We start from the raw sequence: 22,398 nt of genomic DNA on the forward strand, positions 1-22,398 counted from the left end.
AATAGTTAAATATTTTAAAATAGATATTACATCTGCTTACGATAAGAGAAAGATTTGAGTTAAAGCCGATTTTGTATTCACTGAGTATTGGCTCTGTTACACTGTGTTTGATAGTTCCTAACTAGGCTCCAGCATGACGGACCCCAAAACAGAAAAAAGTGCACTGCGCCATTTGCGTCCTATTTTTCGTTTTTTAATTCCCTATAAATGGGTAGTCGCCGGTGCATTGTTTGCTCTGGTCATTACCGCGGGCATCAATTTATCGCTCGGACAAGGCCTAAAGCAGGTTATTGATCAAGGTTTTATCGCAGGTTCGATGGAGCAACTGCGTAGTTCGGTCTTTATGCTTATTGCATTGATTGCAATTATGGCCGTGGGCATATTTTGTCGATTTTATTTAATGTCATGGCTTGGTGAGCGCGTTAGCAGCGATATTCGCAAAGCAGTGTTTGCCCGCATTGTGGCGCTACACCCCAGTTATTTTGAAGAGAATCGCAGTGGCGAGATCATGTCGCGCCTGACCACTGACACGACCCTACTGCAAAGCATTGTTGGTTCGTCTTTATCTATGGCCCTGCGCAGCAGTTTGATGCTTATCGGCGGCATCATTATGTTGTTTATCACCAATGTGAAACTCACTTTGATCGTACTCCTTTGCGTTCCCGCGGTACTGTTGCCTATGAAGCTTTTTGGCAGGCGCGTGCGCAAGCTAGCAAGTAGCTCACAAGACGCCATTGCCGACATCAGTACTTACGCTGGCGAGGTGATGCAAAATATCAAAACTGTCCACAGTTTTAACCGCCAAAGTAATGAACTCAATGCCTTTAGCACCGAGGTAGACAAAGCATTTGCCGTCGCCAAAAAGCGTATTATTCAACGCTCGTTTCTCATTGCCTTCGTAATTTTTATCTCTTTTTCGGGCATTAGCTTAATGCTCTACAGCGGCGGTGTGGATGTGCTCAGCGGTGCGATGTCTGGGGGGGAATTAGCCGCCTTCGTTTTCTACGCTATTGTGGTCGCTATGTCTGTTGGTACAGTCGCGGAAATCTATGGCGAGTTGCAACGCGCGGCGGGAGCAGCGAAGCGGTTAGTTGAGTTGCTCGAAGTAAACAGCCATATTATCGACCCAGAGCAGCCTCAAGAGTTGCAAACGCTAGCCGAACACACCTTAATTCAATTCCACGATGTGTCGTTTCATTACCCATCACGCCCTAATCAGGCAGCACTGAGTCATTTTAATTTGACCATTGCTGCAGGCGAGACAGTGGCTATCGTCGGACCATCCGGTGCGGGTAAAAGTACCTTATTCGAGTTATTGCAGCGTTTTTATGATGTCAGTGAGGGGGCAATTGAGCTTCAAGGCGTCAATATCAAGGAACTCAGCCTTTTCGACCTGCGTGATAAAATGGCCATCGTCGCACAACAACCGGTGTTATTCAGCGCGGATGTTTACCATAACATTGCTTACGGCAAACAAAATGCAGACGAGCAAGAGGTGATTTCAGCAGCAAAACAAGCTCACGCCGATGAGTTTGTGCAGCAGCTGCCCGACAAATACCAGAGTTTCTTGGGAGAACGTGGCGTACGCTTATCGGGTGGTCAAAAACAACGAGTGGCTATTGCCCGCGCTATCCTAAAAGACCCTGAAATATTATTACTTGATGAAGCCACCAGCGCGCTGGATGCCGAGAGTGAGCATCATGTACAAGCCGCATTGACTGAATTAATGAAAACCCGCACAACACTGATTATTGCGCATCGTCTCAGTACGGTCATGCATGCGGATAGAATTGTGGTGATGGACCAAGGAAAGGTAGTAGCAAGCGGCAATCACGCAACCTTGTTGCAGCAATCACCGCTTTATCAGCGTTTATGTGAGTTGCAGTTTAATCAACCCACACAAAGCACTTAGTTTTGTACGTTAGGTACGATTTGAATCTCTACGCGACGGTTTAATGCACGGCCATTGGCTGTGCCATTGTCTGCGATTGGGCGGCTTTCACCGTAACCACGAGTGCTGATACGTGCAGCAAGAATGTTGCTGTTTACTAAGTAGTTTTTCACACTCAGAGCACGCTGCTCAGACAAGTTTTGGTTGTATGAATCTTTACCTGTGCTGTCAGTGTGACCTTCAACACTTAGGTATGTTTTTTCATATTTGTTCATAACGCTAGCAATCGCATCAAGAGTATTGTGGAAACCGCTTGAGATATACGATTGATCCGTTGCAAACGTGATGTTTGAAGGCATAACTAGGCGGATATTGTCACCTTCACGTACCACTTCAACACCTGAACCTGCAAGCTCATCTCTAAATGCTTGCTCTTGCTTATCCATGTAATCACCAACGGCTGCACCTGCTAGTGCACCAATCGCTGCACCGATGAAAATACGTTTGTCATCGTGATCGCCAGTGGCTTTACCTAAAACGGCTCCAATCCCTGCGCCAATCCCTGCTCCTTTTTGCGTGTTGGTTGCCTGACACCCAGTTAGCAATAGCGCTACCGATGCCGCTGCAATAACAGGAGTAAAAGATTTTGCTAGTTTGGCCATGATTTATAGTCCTATTTATTTCCTTTGGGGCTGATATTACCAGCGCTTCATGAACTTGGGGTTAAGATTGTTCATCTTGCGCTGTGTTATTTTTAACTTGTAGTTATAACGAATAAGTGGGTACAGGTGGCAGTGCGTAAGGAGCAACCAGCTCTGTGAGTTCGCCTTCATTGGCCATCTCACGATATCTGGCTGTAATTTTCTTCGCTAATTCAGTCTTTGCAAAACCATCACTAAAGGCTATGTGTCCGAAGATTGAATCTTCAAAATGGTAGGGCTGTTTAGCCAATTGCTCTGTAGGTTGTTGCAACACGCTCATTGCATGATCGGCTGTGTCTTCAACACCAATAAATAAATCGACGCGATGTTTAAGCAACATCTCGACTGCTACTTGCTCGGATGTAACCGGCACCTTCATCAATTTCGCGTCTTTATCAAATCGTGAAAAATGAGCTGCGCCACGCATTACAGCGATGCGCTTACCATATAAATCCTCATAATCACGCACGGTCAATTCCGCAGCGCGTAGAGAGTAGAAACGAAAAGACGAATGCAGTGCCATATAGGCAGGAGTTAAAAAGGTCAGTTGCTGTTCTCGTGTTGGGGTGCGGATTAACCCCCCCATTACATCCGCCTCGCCCTGTTCAAGCATATGGATACAGCGCGAAAACGGGCAAGAGACGGTTTTAATTTCAACGCCCAGCTCTTGCGTAATTGGCCGTAATATATCGAGAATTAAGCCGCTTGGTTGCTCGACATTTTCGGTATAACTATAAGGCGGGGCGTGATCGATCACAACCGTCACCTTGGTCACCTCAGCAACGGCAAACGCACACTGCACTAATAGAAAAAGCCCAGCAAAGATCCTAATACACATTAAGTAACTGCCCCGATCATATTGCAACTCGTATATACCTTACTGTAGTGTCACATATGTTACACACAGTATCAGTATAATTTAACAATGAAGTTGTTATCACTATTTTATCAGTTCTTCTTGCTCGGCTGTACCAGTTTCGGTGGGCCTGCTGCACACCTTGGCTATTTCCAACGTCATTTCGTCGACAATAAAAAATGGCTTAGCCAGCAACAGTACGGGCATTTAATCTCACTCAGTCAGTTGCTTCCAGGTCCTGGCAGCTCCCAAGTCGGCTTCGCCATAGGTCTTGAGCGCGCAGGTTTTTGGGGAGGAGTCGCCGCTTTCGTGGGCTTTACACTCCCCTCTATGCTCATTATGGCACTACTTGCCGTGGGTGCCAGCCAAATACAATGGGCCACATCGGGTGTTATTGTTGGGCTGAAACTATTTGCCGTAGTGATAGTGTGCGATGCCCTGATGTCTATGGCCAAGAGCTTTTGTAGCAACTGGACATTACGAGTACTGGCATTGCTCAGCGCTCTGGCGCTCATTTTACTGCCTAGCTTGTATACACAACTTACAATATTAGTTTTTGCAGCACTGATTGGGTATATATTCTTAAAACCATTTGAGGATAAAGTCACACCCACTACTGTCACTAAAATCAGTGCGCTGCCTCTGAGCATCTTCGTTATCCTCTTTGCGCTGACCTTTTTGGCAAGCTCAGGTTTGTGGCTACTCAGTGCTCAATTTTATCAGGCGGGCTCATTGGTATTCGGAGGCGGTCATGTGGTCTTGCCTTTACTGGATACCATTTTGACCGATATCGACGCAGACTCTTTCTTATCAGGCTATGCCGCGGCACAAGCCATTCCTGGACCTATGTTTACCTTTGCCACCTACTTAGGCGCAACATTAGTGCCTTCAGCTCCTTTAGTCGGTGCGTTATTGGCTACATTGGGGATTTTTACGCCTGGATTCTTATTGGTATTGGCGTTTCACAAGCATTGGCATGCACTGATGGCAAACCCCGCAATTGCAGGGATCAGTACGGCCATCAACGCCACTGTGGTCGGCTTTATTTTAGCCGCGCTGTATAACCCTATTATTCCTGCAGGACTCACTCAGTGGTGGTACGTAGTTTTTGCAGCTGTCGGCTTGTGGGTATTACGCAAATTTAAGCCGCCTATCTTGATGCTGATTGCCGTGTTTGTAGCTCTGGGCCTATTGCTTACGCAATTTAACTAAACCAAAACAGCGGTGCTACAGTGCACCGCTATTAAATTGGCCAGTGACGCTTTGGTACGGCCTGAGTTCAAATATTGGCAGCACGGCGAGTAGATGGTCCATGATTTCGGCCTGCAAGTGCTCATAGGAAATCCAGCGCTTATCCGCACTAAAACAATAAAACTCAATAGGTAAACCATGGTTAAGTGGCTGCAGTTCGCGCACCATTAAGGTGAGATCGCGATTAATACGCTCGTTTTGTTTCAAGTAGCCTTCGGCATAGCGGCGGAACAAACCTAGGTTGGTAACTTGCTCTGGTAACGAGGCCGTATTTATCAACTCAGACAACCCCAAAGTTTGTTCCAATTGCTGCTGCAAATCGTCATCGGCAATACGAATACTATTCATATCAATATTTAGGGAGCGCTTTATACGACGACCACCGGACTCTTGCATACCGCGCCAGTTTTTAAACGAGCCTGATACCAATGTGTAGGTTGGCAGTGTCGTGATGGTGTTATCCCAGTTTCTTACCTTTACGGTGTTCAAGCCGAGATCAATCACTTCCCCATCCGCTCCATAACTGTCTACTTGAATCCAATCACCATAAGTGACTAGGCGGTTTGCAGCGATTTGAATACTGGCAACAAAACCCAAAATAGTGTCTTTAAACACCAACATGGTCACTGCGGCAATCGCCCCAAAACCAGAAATGATGTAAGTCGGCGAGCGTTCTAACAATAGCGCCACGATAAGAATGCCGCAGATGATAAAGGTGATGAGCTTAACAAGCTGAATCAAACCTTGGATAGGCACTTCGCGAGAAAATGCGAACTGGTTATAAATGGCACCGCCAATAGTCACAACACTACTAACGATAAAGCCACCGTAAATAATCAAGATGATTTTTACACAGGATTGGATGATATCAACGCTAACTTCTGAGGCAGGAAATACATTATGGAACGTGGCTAAGAAGGCAACACTACAGATAAACCCGGCCAAACGGCGGTTTAATTTTACTAACAGCGGCTTTAATGCGGCTGTGGTAGAAGGCGCAACGCGCATTACCAAACTTTGTAAGCCAGGTAACATCAAGCTGGTTAGGAAAAAATAAATGAGGATAATGCCGAGCACACCAATGCCTGTAGCAGTCAGTGCCGTTAAAAACTCTGCTCTTTCACTATCTGCAAATAGTGGACTAATTAAGCTTTGTAAATGGCCTTGCGTCATACCTTTCCTGTATTATTTGCGACTTCAGTGCAATCCGCTGTAGCAACGGGCTTGTACTGTTTTGCGATGATCCCATCTTTGGAATGCCAAATTTCATTTAATTGCTGTTGAAATTCAACCCTAAACGCTTTGTCTTGTTGGTAATCGCCCAACATTTGCGGCGCAATTTCACGTACATCGACTAACAAGTCAATTTGCGTTAACTGCCCCAACATAAAGTCTCGACATATGTGCGAGCTCTTCGATTGGTAACACAGTGTAGCATCAAGTAAGCCATCAAACTGCTCACCAAGCACCTGTAAAGCAAACGCAATTCCACCCGCTTTTGGTCTTAATAGATAATTAAATGGGCTTTGCTGACGTTGGTGTTTATGTTCGGTAAAACGCGAGCCCTCAACAAAGTTTACAATACACGATGGATATTGTTTGAAGTTGTGGCAACTGCGCTTAGTACGCTCAACATCCAAGCCTTTCAATTTAGGGTTTTTAGCGATTTGCTCTTTGCTAGCACGCTTCATAAATGGCATGCCCATGGCCCATGCGCCACTGCCGATGAGTGGCACATACTTAAGCTCATCCTTTAAAAAGAACTTTGGCGCGGGCAAGTCATTGATGGCACTCAACACAACGATATCCAACCAGCTTAAGTGATTAGAAATCAATAAATACCAAGCATTGCTGTCCACTTGGCCGTTGAAATCAACCTTGATTCGCTCGCACCCTAGAACCAGCGCTAAACGATTGCCATGACGCCAGCCGTTATAAGCCCAATGCAATACCACTGTGGTTGCCCTTATGGGTAAAACCAACTTCACCAGCCCAAGTAAGAACACGACTATTCCCCACACTAGGGTATTTGCCAACAACACACTTGTTGCCAACATGCCTACTAACCAATTGGGTAACAATCGTTTTAGCATACTTAACTCCGGTTATGCTCTGCCATTTGCTTGTAGGTGGCTTCTTTTTCTTGCCACAGAGTATTCAAGCTTTGCTGAAACTCTACGCGAAATGCATTGTCGTTGCTATAGTCACCGATTAGCTGCTGATCTAGCGGCATCACATCGACATGTACTGCAACTTCTTTGACCCTGCCCGCCGCCAAATCCATGAAGGTCGGCACGCCATTCGGATAATAAATGGTGACGTTCACAATTTTACTGATTTGCTCACCCATGGCTTGCAACACAAAGGCGATACCACCCGCTTTAGGTTTCAATAGATGCTCAAACGGGCTGTTCTGACGCGCGTGTTTTTCTTCGGTGTAACGAGTACCTTCAACGAAGTTCACGATAGATACCGGCATTTCTTTGAATTTTTCACAGGCTTTGCGCGTTGTTTCAATATCTTTTCCGCGTAATTTAGGATTCTTCTTCAGCTGTGATTTACTGGTGCGCTTCATGAATGGGAAATCCAGTGCCCACCATGCAAGACCAAGAAACGGCACGTAAAGCAGCTCTTTTTTCAAAAAGAAGTTTAGAAATGGAATGCGGCCACGGAAAATGCGCTGCATCACTAAAATATCAACCCAACTTTGGTGGTTAGCGATCACTAAATACCAATCTCGTTTACGCAGTTGCTCTAAACCTGTCACGGACAGTTTGTAAGGCGTAACCATCTTTTGATTCAGAGAGTTACAAGCCACCCATAAACTAGCCATCGCTTTTGCAGTCGCACTCATCAACTTTTGCCAAGGCTTAATCGGCAACAGTTTCAACACGCCACACAATACAATCGGGAGAAACCAAAACAAGGTATTAAGGGTGTACAAGCTAATACTAATAATTTGCCTAATTACAGCGACCACACAATGCAAAGCCATTTTCCTATTTGGGTATAAAAAACAAGCGCCAATGATAGCGCTTTTTTTAGAGTCTGTTGACCTTTAAGGATTTAAATTTGTTCAATCTAGACAACAGTAAACCAATGTGTGGGCATTAAAGCCCACATTTGAGGTTAATCTTCGAAGTAAGTGTAACCTTCTAAGCCATGAGTAAGCACTTCGAGGTATGATTGCTTTTGCTCATCACTAATGCTCATTTGCGAAATACGCTTGTTGTAGCACGCTTCTAACGCAGCACTATCGTAGTGAACGAACTTCAATACATCCTGAACGCTATCACCTTTAATCTTATTTGTTAGTACGTACTCACCATCACGCATTTCCACGTGAACAGAATCTGTATCACCAAACAAGTTATGCAAATCACCCAAAATTTCTTGATAGGCACCGACCATAAACATAGCAATATGGTATTGCTGGCCGAACTCATAACGTGGAATTGGCAAACTCGCCTCCACACCGGCACCGTCAACGTAGTCACGGATCTGACCGTCAGAGTCACAAGTAATATCTTGGATAATAACGCGTTGATCTAATGGTCTATCAAGGTGCTCAATCGGCATCACTGGGAATAGCTGGCCAATACCCCATACATCAGGCAAAGATTGGAACAGGGAGAAGTTTACAAACAGTTTGTCCGCAAGTTTCTCATTAAGTTCATCAATGACCTCGCGATGAGCCCGTGCTGACTCATTCAAGCAAGCACGTACTTTATGCAAAGTAGCAAAGTACAACTGCTCCACCAGCGCCCATTGCTCAATGCCTAACATGCCGTGCACGTAGTGGCTGTGAGCTTCACTGAATAGGTGCATGGCATCATGGTAGCTTTCAATCGCCATACGTGGGCTAACCGATTGACAAGTCTGATGCATTTCCAGCACGACCTTCGGTAAGTCTGCGTATTGCTCAATGCTGACTTCATTATTTGGTGCACGTTCTACATCCACTACGTCAGTGATCAGTACCGCGTGGTGCGCCGTCAATGCTCGACCCGACTCCGTAATAATCGCAGGATGTGGGATCTCGTTCGCATCACTTACTTCCGCAAATGCAGCAACAACATTCTTCGCGTACTCTTCAACGGTGTAGTTCATTGAACAACTGCTGCGCGAGCCTGAACCTTCGTAATCCACGCCCAAACCGCCGCCTACGTCGACTGTTTTCAGTGGTACGCCCATTTTGTAGAGCTGCGCGTAGTGTCTTGCGCACTCGGTCAATGCACGTTGGATGTCGCGAATATTGGCGATTTGCGAACCGATATGAAAGTGCACCAGCTCCATTAAATGCAGCTTGTTGTGCGCTTTTAACTTTTCAACGGCTTGCAATACTTGCGATGCGGTTAAGCCAAACTTGCCGCGCTCACCACCGGTATTTTGCCATTTGCCTTTACCGACAGAATTCAAACGAATACGAATACCAATCGGCGCTTCGAGGTCCATTGCTTCCATTTCTCGCAACAACGCATCTAATTCTGAGAGCTTTTCAATAACAATATTGACCTTGTGCCCTGTCGCCTGACCTATCAAGGCAAGGCGCATAAACTCGCTGTCTTTATAGCCATTACAGACGATGGTAATGTCTTTATCTGCAAGACCTAGAATCGCCATTAGCTCTGGCTTTGAGCCGGCTTCTAAGCCCACTTGGCCGCTACAATGCGCCAACAGCTTATTCACCACAGAACGTTGTTGGTTAACCTTGATAGGATATACGCAAGTGTATTCACCGCGGTACCCTTTGCTTTGTTTGGCTTGAGTAAACGCCGCAATTAAACGCGATGCCCTGTGTTGCAAAATATCTGTGAAACGCACTAACACAGGTAAGGTCAGTCCCTGCTCTTTAAAGCGCTCTACTAACGCATTCAACGCCAAACCTTCTTTGCTATTATCACCGTCTGGAAAAGCAACTAGCTCGCCGCGCTCGTTAATATCGAAGTAACCGTCGCTCCAGTGACTGACGTTGTATACAGCCTGAGCAGCTTGGTAACCTTCTGTTGGCACCGTTAGGGGACCCCTTTGCATATTGAACTCTCAAAAATTAACCTGATATTTTGCCGCTATTTTAATACCTCTTATTACGACTAGCGAATAGAAAATGGTATAATTAGCACTAAAATTTAATTGAGCATTGGGTGGCTCACTGGCAGAATTGCCCATCTCAACAACTGGCGATTATTTAGCACATGACAAGTTTAGATAAAAACCACTGGTTTACAGAAATCAGTGACCGTGATGGCAGCGCGTTTTCTCTGCGTATCAACAAATTACTTGAAGAAAAACAGTCTCCATTTCAGCATGTAGCCATGTATGAAACGACTGACTTTGGCAACCTGATGATTATTGATGGTTGTACCATGGTAAGTACCCGCGAAAACTTCTTTTACCATGAAATGATCGCCCACCCGGCCCTGTTTAGTCACCCGAACCCTAAAAACGTGGTGATCATTGGTGGTGGTGACTGTGGTACGTTACGCGAAGTGTTGAAGCACGACTCTGTAGAAACAGTAACACAGATCGACATCGACCAAGTCGTTACTGAAATGTCGCTAAAATATTTCCCTGAGTTATGCAGCTCAAATGAAGACCCGCGTGCAACGCTATTATTTGATGATGGCATCAAGTACATGCGTGAAGCAGCGCCTGAGTCTATCGACGTAGTGATCGTAGACGGTACCGACCCAGTTGGCCCAGGTGAAGGTTTATTTAACCATGCATTCTACGAGAGCTGCTTGAAAGCACTTCGTCCGGGTGGCGTACTTGTGCAACAAAGCGAAAGCCCACTTATGCACATGCCATTGTTAGTAGAAATGCGCGGTGCAATGAAACAAGTTGGCTTCGGTGCATTGCAAACATTACCTTTCCCACAGCCAATCTACCCTTCAGGTTTATGGTCTGTGACGCTAGCACGCAAAGGCATGGGCTTTGATGGCTTCCGTGCATGTGACCCAGTAGCGATGCAAACAGAATACTACACGCCGGGTATTCACCAAGGCGCACTGTGCGAGCCACCATTTATGGCACGCGCATTCGAAGCTGCTGGACAATAATCAGCACATCATAAAAGGGCGAGCTTAGGCTCGCTTTTTTATTGCTCGTATCCGCTCCACCTCTTTGAATACGTATGCAAATCCTATGAAAATGAAGGGTGTTCACCTTACTCTAAGGTTCACCTTTGGGCTAACGCCGATGTTTATGTTGCAACACACTACTGAGCATAAGCGCGCATTTTTAGGAAAAATCTATGCGAGTATTCATTCCTCTGCTATTGGCCTCGCCACTGGCTCTAGCAAAAACAGTGAGCGTCAGCTCGCCTGATGGCCAAATTCAAGTTTCACTCAGCGATGACGGTGCGCCAAGCTACCAAGTAAGCTTCGCAGGCAAACCTGTTATTAATTCTTCCAAACTTGGCTTCTACTTCAAAGACGCAGCGCCTCTGCGCGACGGCCTAGTAATTAGCAATGCACAAACCAACAGTGTAGATAGCACTTGGCAACAGCCTTGGGGTGAACAACGCGAAATTCGCGATCACCACAACGAACTAGCGGTTACCTTTACTGACGAGCAGGATGCAAGCCGCAGTTACACAGTGCGTGTTCGCGCATTTAATGACGGCTTAGGTTTTCGCTATGAACTCGAAGGCAAAGACCGCCCTGATTATCAAATCACCGACGAGCTAACTGAATTTGCGCTCGCCGGTCAAAACAACGAAGCCTTATGGATCCCAGCACGAGGCTGGAACCGTTACGAATATGTGTATAAACGCACAAATGCCAACGATGCCGCTCATGTGCACACTCCTTTTACATTGAAAATGGACAGCGGAGTGCATGTCAGTATTCACGAAGCTGCATTAGTTGATTATGCGGGTATGACCCTCAACCAACGTCGTCCAGGCATTTTTAAGGCAGATTTAACACCTTGGTCCGACGGTATTGCGGTAAAGACCGAGAACGGCTTCACCACTCCTTGGCGTACCATTCAAATTGCTGAACAAGCGACAGGCTTACTTAACTCACACCTGATACTAAACCTGAATGAGCCAAATAAACTGGGTGATGTTTCTTGGGTAAAACCAGGTAAATACGTGGGTATTTGGTGGGGTATGCACATTAATGAAAATACCTGGGGCAGCGGTGAAAAACACGGTGCAACCACAGAAAATACCATTAAATACCTAGATTTTGCTGCGAAATACGGCTTTGACGGCGTGTTAGTAGAGGGTTGGAACGAAGGCTGGGATGGCGACTGGTTCTTCAATGGTGACGTATTTAGCTTTACCAAAAGCTACGACGATTTCGATATCGAAGCCATTGCCGAACATGGTGAGAAAGTCGGTGCAAAATTAATCGGTCACCACGAAACCTCTGGCAATGTCAGCAATTACCGCAACCAAATGGAAGATGCGTTTAAACTGTATGCCAAAAATGGGGTGAGCCAAATCAAAACAGGTTATGTAGCCGATGGCGGTAATATCAAACGCATCGATGATAAAGGCATAGCTCGCTATGAGTGGCACGACGGCCAATTTATGGCAAATGAGTACCTTTATAATATCGAGTTGGCAGCAAAGTATAAGCTTTCGATTAATACCCATGAGCCAATTAAAGACACAGGGCTGCGTCGCACATACCCGAATTGGTTAGCGCGCGAAGGCGCCCGTGGTCAAGAATTCAACGCTTGGGGCACACCACCTAACCCACCAGAGCACACAACTATGCTTGCATACACCCGCATGCTGGCTGGACCAATGGACTTTACACCGGGCATTTTCGACATGGGCTTTAATGGCTTAGGTGCAGACACTAACCGCCCACAAACAACGCTGGCAAAACAGCTAGCCCTCTATGTGGTGCTGTACAGCCCAATCCAAATGGCGGCAGATTTACCACGTAACTATTTGGCCAAGCCAGACGCCTTTCAGTTTATCCAAGATGTTCCGACTGATTGGGAAACGAGCAAAGCTATCGCTGGTGAAATGGGTGAATACGTAGTATTTGCTCGTAAAGAGCGTAAGCGCGACCATTACTCTGGTAACGATTGGTATGTGGGAGCCATCACCGACGGTGAAGCTCGTGAAGTTACTATCAAGCTTGATTTTCTAGAGCCAGGTAAACGATTTGAAGCACAAATTTACGCCGATGGTGAAGACGCGGAATGGGTCAACAACCCGTACAGTATGGCCATCACCAAACAAATCGTTGGTAGCAAAGACAGCCTCTCGCTGCAGCTAGCACCAAGCGGCGGTGCAGCTATTCGCTTTAAGGCACTGAATTAAGTCAGGAAAAGCCACCTTAATCGGTGGCTTTTTTGGCACTGGCAATAATTAAACTTTCTGTACGTTTTAACTCACGAATGATGGAAGTGCGATTCATCTCCATAAACATCCACAGTTTCACAGCGATTTGCATCATCAAACCTACCACAAACCACACTGCCCAGAAAATTTGGTCGCTCACGGTATCCGCCACAAAGAAACGATAGCCCGCATAAATAAAAACAATGGATAACAGCACGGCTAATAGGGTGCTAAACCACATCCAACGCTGCATAGCACCTTGATAAGTATTGCCCAAGCGTTTAAATAGACCCTCATCATGGCTCAAAATCGTGTCTATTTGCTGCTGCTCTTGTTGCAAGGTTGCTTTAATTTGCTCATCAATATTCATATATCACACCTCTAATTTTGTGCCGCGTCACTAAGCTTTTTGCGTGCCGAGTGTAATCGCGATTTAATCGTGCCTACTGGGGTCTCCAGAACAGCGGCAATGTCGCCAATCGTTAGCTCTTCTAAATAAAACAAGTACACAGTGTGGCGCTCCACTTCGGGCAAACGTGATATTAATGAGCGTAAGTCTAATCCCGCTTCAACACGCTTGAATTGTTCTACCTCTTGCTCTGGCACAGTATCAACAAGCAGCTCCTTTTTGTGCTGCCGAGTTAAATCAATAAAACGCCGATACACAGCTCTAAATAACCATGCCTTAAATGCGCTGGGCTCGAGCAACACGCGGATATCTTTCGCCACCTTGCTCCATACATCTTGCGTAATATCTGCGGCGTTTTGCTCACACCCGCTCAATTTAAAGGCGAAACGAAAACTCGCTAAGTAGTACCGCTCGCAAAGAGCGTCAAACGCTTGCTTGTCACCTCGCTGAGCTTCGATTACCAATAATGCTGTTGTGGTTTGCGTCATAAATCACACTGGGTCTTTATTACAAGACGTGGCAAATAGAGAAATGGTTGGTTAGTCAGCGTGATTTTTATAGAAAAACGCCACACACTATTGTTAGTATGGCGTAATCATATGATTTTAGTGAGCATTTATGCGATTTGTGTGGTTCCTATTGGTGCTTGTTAGCGGATTAAGCCAAGCCCAACAAACGGCTTACACCATTCCTCGTAGTGCTGTTATTGAGTTGGAAGACACACCCAGCGGGCGCACATATCCCATATTGATTAAACTTCCGCGTTCATATCATAACAATGGTCGCTCCCTTTACCCTGTTATCTATTTAGCAGATGGGCACTACAGTTTCCAAACGGTATCAGGGGCCACGCGTTTTCCCATGAACTCAGGCGCATTGCCTGAGGCAGTCATTGTCGCCATAGGCTATAGCAATGAAGCCAAAGGTGTAGCGAGTCGAGTCAGAGATTACACACCAACCAAAGATCCCAGTTGGAAGTTAGAAACAGGAGAGGCTGGCGCTCACGCACGCTTTATACGTGAAAAAATCTTTACTTATGTGGCTAACCATTACCGTGTTGATCAATCACAAAGATTCTACATGGGGCATTCATTGGCAGGGTTATTCGGTGCCTACATGGCGCTGCACCAGCCCGATATGTTCACAGGTTATGTAATCAGCAGCCCCTCAGTTTGGTTCAACAATAATTCCGTACTCACCTTGCCTTTCAAGCCAAGTCAAAATCCACCCAAGATTTATATCTCTGTTGGAAGTTTGGAAACTCCTGAGTATGGTGAAGGCGAAAACATGGTAGAAGAAGCGCGAAAACTTGAAACTTTACTGCGTACTTTGCCGAAAAGCCACAGTGCACTAAAGATGAAGATCATTGATGATGCTCGCCATGCGACGGCATTCCCGACATCAGCCATCCAAGGTTTGGATTGGCTAATGCGGGAGTAGCTAAAGCCTTACTTTGGCCACTTGACCTCAGAAGCCAAGACTCGCTCAGGTGCAATATAATGAATAATATCGCCACCTTGAATGGTGTAATCCAACGGTGGATTCAAATCCATATCTAGCGCACTGCGGTTGTGCGCGATACCCAAGATAGTGGCGTCATACTGGCGCTTAAACACCTCGAAGATATCCGCAAAAGTGAACTGCGCCACTTCTTTTGGAATCGTCATCGAGAAATGAGTGTCGCCATGTAAGCTCGACATAATTTCTTGCTGTACTCGGCTTGCACCAGGGTCTTCCATCGAGCGCACTAACACTTCCGCAGTGCGGTTTGAGCTGCACTCAACATTAGCACAATGCTCAGACAACATTTGCGCTTTGCTCTCATCATCGAAGTAAGCACAAATATGGGCAGACTCCTTCACCAGCTTACTGATTTTCAGTGCAGTGGTGAAACTTTGGTTGTCGTCAGCCCCTTCCACAATGATCCTGTCGGCCGTGGTAATGCCAACACGATTCAATTGCTCTTCATCGGTGTAGCTGCTGAGTTTAACAAAGCTAACATTGGGCTCGGAGAAAAAAGGATGTTCAATGTCCTCAATCACCGCCAGTACGATGTCTCTGCGAACTCGTTTTTCATCAGCAAGAATATAACGCACCATTTTACGGGTGCGCACTGGATGCCAGCCAAAAATAATGATGTGATTGGCAAAATGCGTTACGTCTTTTTCACCTGTCATAGCACGCCTTATTATATGTGTGATGGTTTGTCCGGCTTTGCCAAGTAACATACCGAAAAGCGCCAAACCAAAAGGAATTTGCACCAAAGCTACCAATAATCGACCCAGCTCCGTTGACGGACTTAAGTCACCATAACCGACCGTTGAAGTGGTCACCACGTAGTAGTAAAAGAAGGTGCCAAAATCGAGGAGGTTTTGTTCACCGGCAATAGCAAGCAACAGCCAAGTGATCATCATGTGCGCAGCAATTGCGATCACCACAGCCTGCCAACTGAGTTGGTCAATGTGGTTGCGGATCGTCAACAAGAGGCGCTTTAAAAAAATTGGCATATCCCGCCTTTTCCCTGCAAATTGGGCGCTTTAAGCGCCCAGATTATTACTTTTATTATGATTAACCAATGAGCTATTCTTTAGCCAAAGCCTCAGCAATATATTGGTCAATTTGCTGCTCTAGTACATTAAGTGGAATAGAGCCGTGACGCAAGACCTGATAGTGGAACTCGCGTACATCAAAATCATGTCCAAGCGCTTTTTCTGCCTTTGCACGCAGGCGTTTGATGGTTAATTCACCAATTTTGTAAGACAGTGCTTGCGCAGGCCATGAAATGTAGCGGTCTGTCTCGGTTTTCACGTTATGTAATGACAAGGCAGTATTTTGACTCATAAAGTCCAGTGCTTGTTGGCGCGTCCAACCAAACATGTGCATTCCTGTATCCACCACCAAACGCGCGGCACGCCACATTTCATATGTAAGGCGACCGAAATCACTGTAGGGGTCTTGATAGAAACCCGCTTCAATACCTAGGTATTCGCTGTACAAGCCCCACCCTTCGCCAAACGCAGACAGGTAAGCATTGCGACGATAACTTGGCAAATAATCTAGCTCCGCATTAAGGGAGATCTGCAAATGGTGACCTGGCACTGCTTCGTGCAGGGTTAACGCTTCAAGTACATACAGCGGGCGCTTATCTAATGCATAAGTGTTTACCCAGTAATAGCCAGCTTCATCGTCTCGGCTAGCACCAGAATAGCGGCCTGTGGTGTATTTCGGCGCGATACTCGCTGGCACTGGCGCAACACCGTATGGCTTGCGTGGCAATTGTTTAAATAACTTAGGGAGTTGCGCGTCCATCTTCTTAGCGATATAGGATGCTTCTTTGAGTAGCTCCTCTGGAGTTGTAGCGTAAAATTGTGGATCTGTACGTAAAAACTCAACAAAATCGGCGAAATCACCTTCAAAACCGAGTTCATCAATAATCGCCTGCATTTCACCGCGAATACGCTTTACTTCTTGCAAACCCAGCTCGTGGATTTCCTTTGGTGTCATATCAGTGGTGGTGTAGTGCTTAGCGCGATTTGCATAATACGCTTCGCCGTTAGGCACGTTTGATATACCAATGCTATCGCGTGCCCCTGGCTGGTATGTCGATACAAAGAAATCAAAGTAATTCTGATAGGCCGGCATCACTGCTGTGCCTAATACTTCCTTAGCTTGCTGTTGCAATAACGCAAATTCTTCGTCGGAAATGCCCGCTGTGTTCTGTTTGAACGGTGCGTAAAATTCAGAAGTGGTAACATCGTCGACTATATATGCAGAGATAGATTCTTCATAACCTTGCAACACCGCTTTAGGTTGCGTCAGCCCTGTTTCTAAGCCCTTTTTCATCCAATACATGTTTTGCTCGAAAAAGCGCGGCACTTGGCGCAAGCGATTTAGGTAGGTTTCAAACCCTTCTTTGGAGGTGTAATCACCACGTGACACCATAAACGACAACGAAGAATGAAACCCATACTCTGAAGTCAGCGGCATGTAATGCGAGTTAAAACGGTACTCGTCAATTTGGTTTTGCACCTGCGCACGGATAATTTGAAGGTTGATTTTGTTTTCATCGTTCAACGCATCAACTTCGATACTATCGAGTTGCGCCAACAATGCTTGTCTTTGCTCGAACTGTGCAGCTAAGTTTTCAGGGCTCAGGTTCGGTAACAAATAACCATCAATTTCCTGTTTATAAGGATTGATACTGTCACGGTATTTAACGATTTGCTCTGCCACATCGCTAAACACAAGGTTTGCATCGCCCTGTTGGCTAGAAGTTGTTGCACACGCGCTTAAACCAAGCGTGAGGGCTGTGACTATGGCTAATTTTTTTAGTTTTATGCTCGGTTGCATACCTTCAATTCTCAATGTTGCAATGCTCAAGACACTCACTGTAGCTTACAGAACAAGACAATCAAAGCCATTGCGACTAGTAGCAATTTCATGCGTTTTCGGCGCAATTGAACAATCTTTATTCGATTAAGGTTAATAATGCTCTCAGGCTATTCCAAATTCTTAATTTTTGTTCTTTAATGGGGAGTGATGTTACATATGTACCTGTTTTAGTGAACTTTTATTGTTGAAGTGGTGGTAAGTGCGATTATGATGTTCCATGATTCCATGGCCAATGCCCAAGAAAAAATGACCCAAGTGTGTCATTTGCTTGAATTACATGCGTTGCCGCCTACACCATTGAACTATCAGGTGCTGTATATCTATGTGAGCGACTCACACACAGAGCTCAATACTAGCTTTGATGCAGCGGTCACGAGCAAGCGCGTTGTTGATTCGGTATTAATGGAAGAGTTATACATTCGTTATTTATCAAATGATCAACAGCAACAAACAGACTTAGTTGAACGCGTTGGCGATATGCTGGGGAGCTTACAAAATCATTCCCTGACCAATCAAAAGCAGCTTGACGACTACCACTCAGAAATAGATAAATGCACGCAGGCGCTCAACGAAGATAACCCTGAGCAAACGCGCCAATACCTGCAAAAGCTGGCCGAACATACGTTACGCCTGAGACGACAAACGCAAAGTTTCAAACTGATTGTCGAACGTATCAAAAGCCAATATCAATCGACTAAATCGCAATTACAACAAATCAAGCGCAAGCAAAGTATTGACCCACTCACAGGCTTATATCACCGCCATTATCTCGATAAACAAACCCAAATGTGGATTGAGAAAGGCAAAAACATTTCCCTCATTAGCATTGAAATCGAGAACTACCATACTTTCTGCCAAGATTACGGTGATTTGATTGGAAACCTGATGCTAGAAAAAGTGGCGTCCAAGATTCAAAAGTACACTCAAGAAAGTGGCTGCAGCGGTCGCACCCAAAGCAATGAATTCACCATATTGCTAGCTGACGTGGATGCAGAAACCACGGCGCTTATCGCCGATAAAGTCCGCGCGGGTATTGCTAAACTGCGTTTTGTCAGCTCGCGTAGCGGGAACTCTCTGCCCAGTGTTGCATTCAACTGCCACATCACTCATCGCCATGATGAGCAAGATCTCAGTGCCCTACTAAACCAACCACAACAGCACGCCCCTCTTCGCTAACATCTTGAGTAATGAGCTTGTTTCTGAGCCCTTTAGAGGCTTAATCCTTGAGCTGTTTAAGGGCCTCAAGTACACTATGGCAAACTTCCCCTCTAGGCTTGAATTACCATGAAAGAAGCAGAGCAAAAAACAACGCATTTTGGCTATAAAACTGTGGCTGCAAATGAAAAAGCAGCGCATGTTGCTGATGTATTCCACTCAGTTGCCGCAAAGTACGATTTGATGAACGATTTGCTCTCGTTTGGTATTCACCGCTTGTGGAAACGCGTCACCATCGCCAGCTCTGGCGCTCGTCGCGGCCAAACTATTCTAGATTTAGCTGGCGGAACTGGGGATTTAACTGCAAAGTTCAGCCAGTTAGTCGGGGAAACTGGCAAAGTGATTTTAGGCGATATTAACGATTCAATGCTCAAAGTTGGCCGTGACAAGTTGCGTGACCGTGGCTTGGTTAGCAACATTGAATACGTGCAAATGAATGCCGAAGAACTGCCATTCCCAGACAACAGCATTGACGTTATCACCATCGCTTTCGGCCTCCGTAATGTAACCGATCAAAGCAAAGCGCTTGCATCTATGTACCGCGTGCTAAAACCAGGTGGTCGTTTGTTGATTCTTGAATTCTCTAAGCCTGAGCATGAAGTACTGACTAAACTATATGACGTGTATTCCTTCAACATTCTGCCAAAAGTGGGCGAAGTGGTATTGAACGACAGCGAATCATACAAGTACCTTGCAGAATCTATTCGTATGCATCCAGACCAAGTAACCCTCGAAAATATGATGCAAGAAGTCGGTTTTGAACAAACAAGTTATCAAAATATGACAGGTGGTATCGTCGCATTGCACCGCGGCTTCAAATTTTAAGGAGCAGCTATGCTCGCACATTTCGCTTTAGCGGCCATTGAGACAATTGCCAATCGCTTGCTCGCACTGGACTCCCACGCTCAAGCGCGGTTAGCAAAGGTGCAATCGCAAAGCTTAGTGATTCATGTGCGCGACTGGCACCAATACATCAGTGTGGTGTATGCAACACAGGGGTTGATGCTTCAATCTCATGAGCAACAGCCCGAGCACAGCGATTGCTTTATTAGCGCCGACACAGACACCTTGATGAAGCTCAAGGACCCTTCTTTGCTCACCCAGCTTATTCGTCAACACAAGCTAGACATTGAAGGTGATATTCATCTCGCTCAAGCATTTAGCCAAGCCTTTAGTGATCTTGATATTGATTGGCCAGAACATTGGTCACAGTACATTGGTGACGCACCCGCTCAGTTGGTATGGCAACAACTCAACAAAGGCAAACAGCTTGTGCAACAAAACCAAGGTAAGTTGGACCACATTGTCATTACCTTGTTGCAAGATGAGCTCAAAGTAGCGATACACCCACTGGAAGCCGAGCAATTCACTCGTCAAAACAGACAACTAAAAAGTGACATGCAAATGTTAGAGCAACGCATTGACGCCTTGCTTGCAGCCAACCAACAGGACAGAGGTAACTAGTGTCAGCTTCGCGACTGTATTTTATTACTAAAACCCTACTGCAACATGGGCTTGATGAGCTGCTACCAGAGAAAAAGCTCCCTTGGTTCGCCAAATTAGCGCGCGGTAGCTTGTTTTGGCTGCGTAATCGCCATAAAGACAAGCCAGCTGGCATGCGCCTGCGTTTAGCGCTGCAAACCCTTGGGCCGGTATGGATTAAATTTGGCCAGATGTTATCTACGCGACGCGACTTGCTTCCTGCTGATATCGCCGATGAACTCGCGCTGCTACAAGACCAAGTCCCACCCTTCTCTGGCGACCAGGCCAAAGCCATTATCGAAAAAGCACTAGAGCTTGATGACATCAATGATGCCTTTAGTGAATTCGATGTGAATCCTCTCGCGTCAGCATCCATCGCTCAAGTACACACCGCAAAACTGTGTGACGACAACGGCAAAACTCACGATGTCGTGGTCAAGGTCATTCGCCCGAATATCAAAAAGCAAATTGATGCCGACCTCACCTTGATGCAACAGTGTGCGAAAGTGGTTGCTAAGTTACTACGTGAAGGGCGCCGCTTGCGCCCCGTGGAAGTGGTCAAAGAATACAAAAAAACGCTACTCGATGAGCTCGATTTAATGCGTGAAGGCGCTAACGCTATTCAGCTACGACGCAACTTTGAAGGCTCACCTGCGCTGTACATTCCCTTCGTATACAGCGACTTTAGCCGCAGTAATGTGCTGGTTATGGAACGCATCTATGGGATCCCAGTTTCAGATACCGACGCCTTATTAAAGCAAGGCACCAATATGAAACTATTGGCCGAGCGAGGCGTTGAAGTCTTCTTTACTCAGGTCTTTCGCGACAGTTTCTTCCACGCCGATATGCACCCGGGCAACATCTTTGTTTCTTACGATAACCCTCACAACCCACAATATATTGGCATCGACTGCGGCATTGTCGGCACCCTAAACAAAGAAGATAAGCGTTATCTCGCGGAGAATTTCATCGCATTTTTCAACCGTGACTACCGTAAAGTGGCAGAGTTACACGTTGATTCTGGTTGGGTTCCTGCGGATACCAGCATCGAAGAATTTGAGTTCGCGATTCGCACCGTGTGTGAGCCTATTTTCAATAAGCCACTGGCAGAGATTTCATTTGGTCATGTGTTGGTGAATTTGTTTAACACCGCACGCCGATTCAACATGGAAGTTCAACCTCAGTTGGTATTACTGCAAAAAACCCTACTCTACGTAGAGGGATTAGGCAGACAACTGTATCCACAATTAGACTTGTGGAAAACCGCGAAACCATTTTTAGAAGACTGGGTCAAAGATCAAGTAGGCCCGTGGGCTGTTGCTAAACAAATGTACGCAAACTTACCTTTTTGGGCAGAGAAAATGCCTGAATTGCCTGACCTTATTTACCACAGCTTAAAGAGGCAACAACACCCTGTTGCCCCAACGCCTGTAAACCAGCGACCGCTGATCCTCGCATTAGCAGGTTGCAGTGGTCTGATCATTGCCAGTTTGTGCGCCTTATCTGGGCATACAATAGCCGCCGCAGGCGCTGCAATTACTGGCTTTGCAGCATTGGTTTGGGCTTGGCGCAAAGGCGCTTAGGCCCTCTATGACAAACACTGTTTGCGCGCTATACTGCGCAATTACTTAACGCAATATTTCGGAGAAGGTTATGATCGGTGGTATTAGTATTTGGCAGTTACTTATTATCCTAGCAATCATTGTATTGATTTTTGGCACGAAGAAACTTCGCAACCTTGGTGGCGATTTAGGTAGTGCAGTAAAAGGCTTTAAAAACGCTGTTTCTGACGACGAGAAAAAAGAAAAAGCTGAAGAAGATCAGAAGCTAACTCAAGCAAAAGAGCAAGCTGAAGAAAAATCCCCTGAGCAAACCAAAGACAAGGTATAACCC

The 22,398-nt window shown here is 45.9% G+C and carries 20 protein-coding genes; 10 read left to right on the plus strand and 10 right to left on the minus strand.

Annotated features, from left to right (window positions below; translation table 11 throughout):
- Window positions 1–133 precede the first annotated feature (133 nt).
- Window positions 134–1,912: an ABC transporter transmembrane domain-containing protein gene (locus V1358_RS17065; protein WP_347394301.1), complete on the plus strand. Its 1,779-nt coding sequence runs from the start codon at window positions 134–136 to the stop codon at window positions 1,910–1,912.
- Here V1358_RS17065 and V1358_RS17070 read toward each other — a convergent pair.
- Window positions 1,909–2,553: a YiaD family glycine zipper/OmpA-like lipoprotein gene (locus V1358_RS17070; protein ID WP_347391954.1), complete on the minus strand. Its 645-nt coding sequence runs from the start codon at window positions 2,551–2,553 to the stop codon at window positions 1,909–1,911. The genes V1358_RS17065 and V1358_RS17070 overlap by 4 nt on opposite strands.
- Window positions 2,554–2,656: 103 nt before the next feature.
- Complete coding sequence (locus V1358_RS17075) at window positions 2,657–3,430, minus strand: substrate-binding periplasmic protein (protein WP_347394302.1); 774 nt, start codon at window positions 3,428–3,430, stop codon at window positions 2,657–2,659.
- 87 nt (window positions 3,431–3,517) lie between these two features.
- On the opposite strand from V1358_RS17075, the gene chrA reads away from it, so the two are divergent.
- Window positions 3,518–4,660 carry a chromate efflux transporter gene (chrA, locus tag V1358_RS17080; protein WP_347394303.1) on the plus strand — a complete coding sequence of 381 codons (1,143 nt, stop codon included), beginning with the start codon at window positions 3,518–3,520 and terminating at the stop codon, window positions 4,658–4,660.
- A gap of 15 nt (window positions 4,661–4,675) precedes the next feature.
- Here the strand turns inward: chrA and V1358_RS17085 are convergent, their stop codons facing one another.
- From V1358_RS17085 to speA, 4 genes are all read right to left on the minus strand, one after another.
- Window positions 4,676–5,872: a mechanosensitive ion channel family protein gene (locus V1358_RS17085; protein ID WP_347394304.1), complete on the minus strand. Its 1,197-nt coding sequence runs from the start codon at window positions 5,870–5,872 to the stop codon at window positions 4,676–4,678.
- Window positions 5,869–6,792 (minus strand): 1-acylglycerol-3-phosphate O-acyltransferase, YihG family, encoded by a 924-nt coding sequence (yihG, locus tag V1358_RS17090; protein WP_347394305.1) that lies wholly within the window; start codon window positions 6,790–6,792, stop codon window positions 5,869–5,871. Before yihG (V1358_RS17090) ends, V1358_RS17085 begins: the two co-directional genes overlap by 4 nt.
- 2 nt (window positions 6,793–6,794) lie before the next feature.
- Entirely contained in the window at window positions 6,795–7,694 is a 900-nt protein-coding gene (yihG, locus tag V1358_RS17095; protein ID WP_347391949.1) for a 1-acylglycerol-3-phosphate O-acyltransferase, YihG family, read from the minus strand.
- Between the two features lie 134 nt (window positions 7,695–7,828).
- Entirely contained in the window at window positions 7,829–9,733 is a 1,905-nt protein-coding gene (speA, locus tag V1358_RS17100; RefSeq protein WP_347394306.1) for a biosynthetic arginine decarboxylase, read from the minus strand.
- A 161-nt stretch (window positions 9,734–9,894) separates the two neighbouring features.
- Between speA and speE the strand changes: the two genes are divergently transcribed.
- Complete coding sequence (gene speE / locus V1358_RS17105) at window positions 9,895–10,758, plus strand: polyamine aminopropyltransferase (RefSeq protein ID WP_347391947.1); 864 nt, start codon at window positions 9,895–9,897, stop codon at window positions 10,756–10,758.
- A gap of 194 nt (window positions 10,759–10,952) precedes the next feature.
- A complete protein-coding gene (locus V1358_RS17110) occupies window positions 10,953–12,986 on the plus strand; it encodes a glycoside hydrolase family 97 protein (protein ID WP_347394307.1) in 2,034 nt (677 codons plus the stop codon).
- Between the two features lie 16 nt (window positions 12,987–13,002).
- Here the strand turns inward: V1358_RS17110 and V1358_RS17115 are convergent, their stop codons facing one another.
- Together V1358_RS17115 and V1358_RS17120 are read right to left on the minus strand one after the other, a co-directional pair.
- Window positions 13,003–13,377, minus strand: coding sequence for a DUF6768 family protein (locus V1358_RS17115; RefSeq protein ID WP_347391945.1), 375 nt, complete (start codon window positions 13,375–13,377; stop codon window positions 13,003–13,005).
- Window positions 13,378–13,388: 11 nt separating this feature from the next.
- The gene (locus V1358_RS17120; RefSeq protein ID WP_347394308.1) at window positions 13,389–13,904 is read right to left on the minus strand and encodes an RNA polymerase sigma factor; all 516 of its coding nucleotides are present in this window, start codon (window positions 13,902–13,904) and stop codon (window positions 13,389–13,391) included.
- Window positions 13,905–14,034: 130 nt separating this feature from the next.
- On the opposite strand from V1358_RS17120, the gene V1358_RS17125 reads away from it, so the two are divergent.
- The gene (locus V1358_RS17125) at window positions 14,035–14,856 is read left to right on the plus strand and encodes an alpha/beta hydrolase (protein WP_347394309.1); all 822 of its coding nucleotides are present in this window, start codon (window positions 14,035–14,037) and stop codon (window positions 14,854–14,856) included.
- 8 nt (window positions 14,857–14,864) lie between these two features.
- Here the strand turns inward: V1358_RS17125 and V1358_RS17130 are convergent, their stop codons facing one another.
- Both V1358_RS17130 and V1358_RS17135 read right to left on the minus strand, forming a co-directional pair.
- A complete protein-coding gene (locus V1358_RS17130; RefSeq protein ID WP_347394310.1) occupies window positions 14,865–15,923 on the minus strand; it encodes a potassium channel family protein in 1,059 nt (352 codons plus the stop codon).
- A gap of 73 nt (window positions 15,924–15,996) precedes the next feature.
- Window positions 15,997–17,766, minus strand: a complete 1,770-nt coding sequence (locus V1358_RS17135) for a DUF885 domain-containing protein (RefSeq protein ID WP_347394311.1) — start codon at window positions 17,764–17,766, stop codon at window positions 15,997–15,999.
- A 249-nt stretch (window positions 17,767–18,015) separates the two neighbouring features.
- On the opposite strand from V1358_RS17135, the gene V1358_RS17140 reads away from it, so the two are divergent.
- The 5 genes from V1358_RS17140 (at window position 18,016) to tatA (ending at window position 22,395) form a co-directional block, all read left to right on the plus strand.
- Window positions 18,016–18,984: a GGDEF domain-containing protein gene (locus tag V1358_RS17140; RefSeq protein ID WP_347391940.1), complete on the plus strand. Its 969-nt coding sequence runs from the start codon at window positions 18,016–18,018 to the stop codon at window positions 18,982–18,984.
- Window positions 18,985–19,092: 108 nt separating this feature from the next.
- Window positions 19,093–19,848: a bifunctional demethylmenaquinone methyltransferase/2-methoxy-6-polyprenyl-1,4-benzoquinol methylase UbiE gene (gene ubiE / locus V1358_RS17145; RefSeq protein ID WP_347391939.1), complete on the plus strand. Its 756-nt coding sequence runs from the start codon at window positions 19,093–19,095 to the stop codon at window positions 19,846–19,848.
- Between the two features lie 9 nt (window positions 19,849–19,857).
- Window positions 19,858–20,487 (plus strand): ubiquinone biosynthesis accessory factor UbiJ, encoded by a 630-nt coding sequence (locus V1358_RS17150; protein ID WP_347391938.1) that lies wholly within the window; start codon window positions 19,858–19,860, stop codon window positions 20,485–20,487.
- Complete coding sequence (ubiB, locus tag V1358_RS17155) at window positions 20,487–22,088, plus strand: ubiquinone biosynthesis regulatory protein kinase UbiB (RefSeq protein ID WP_347394312.1); 1,602 nt, start codon at window positions 20,487–20,489, stop codon at window positions 22,086–22,088. The genes V1358_RS17150 and ubiB overlap by 1 nt, the downstream gene beginning before the upstream one ends.
- Before the next feature lie 73 nt (window positions 22,089–22,161).
- Window positions 22,162–22,395: a Sec-independent protein translocase subunit TatA gene (tatA, locus tag V1358_RS17160; protein WP_347394335.1), complete on the plus strand. Its 234-nt coding sequence runs from the start codon at window positions 22,162–22,164 to the stop codon at window positions 22,393–22,395.
- The last annotated feature ends 3 nt before the right edge of the window (window positions 22,396–22,398 follow it).

This window comes from Pseudoalteromonas pernae, from assembly GCF_039831865.1.
GTDB lineage: Bacteria > Pseudomonadota > Gammaproteobacteria > Enterobacterales > Alteromonadaceae > Pseudoalteromonas > Pseudoalteromonas pernae.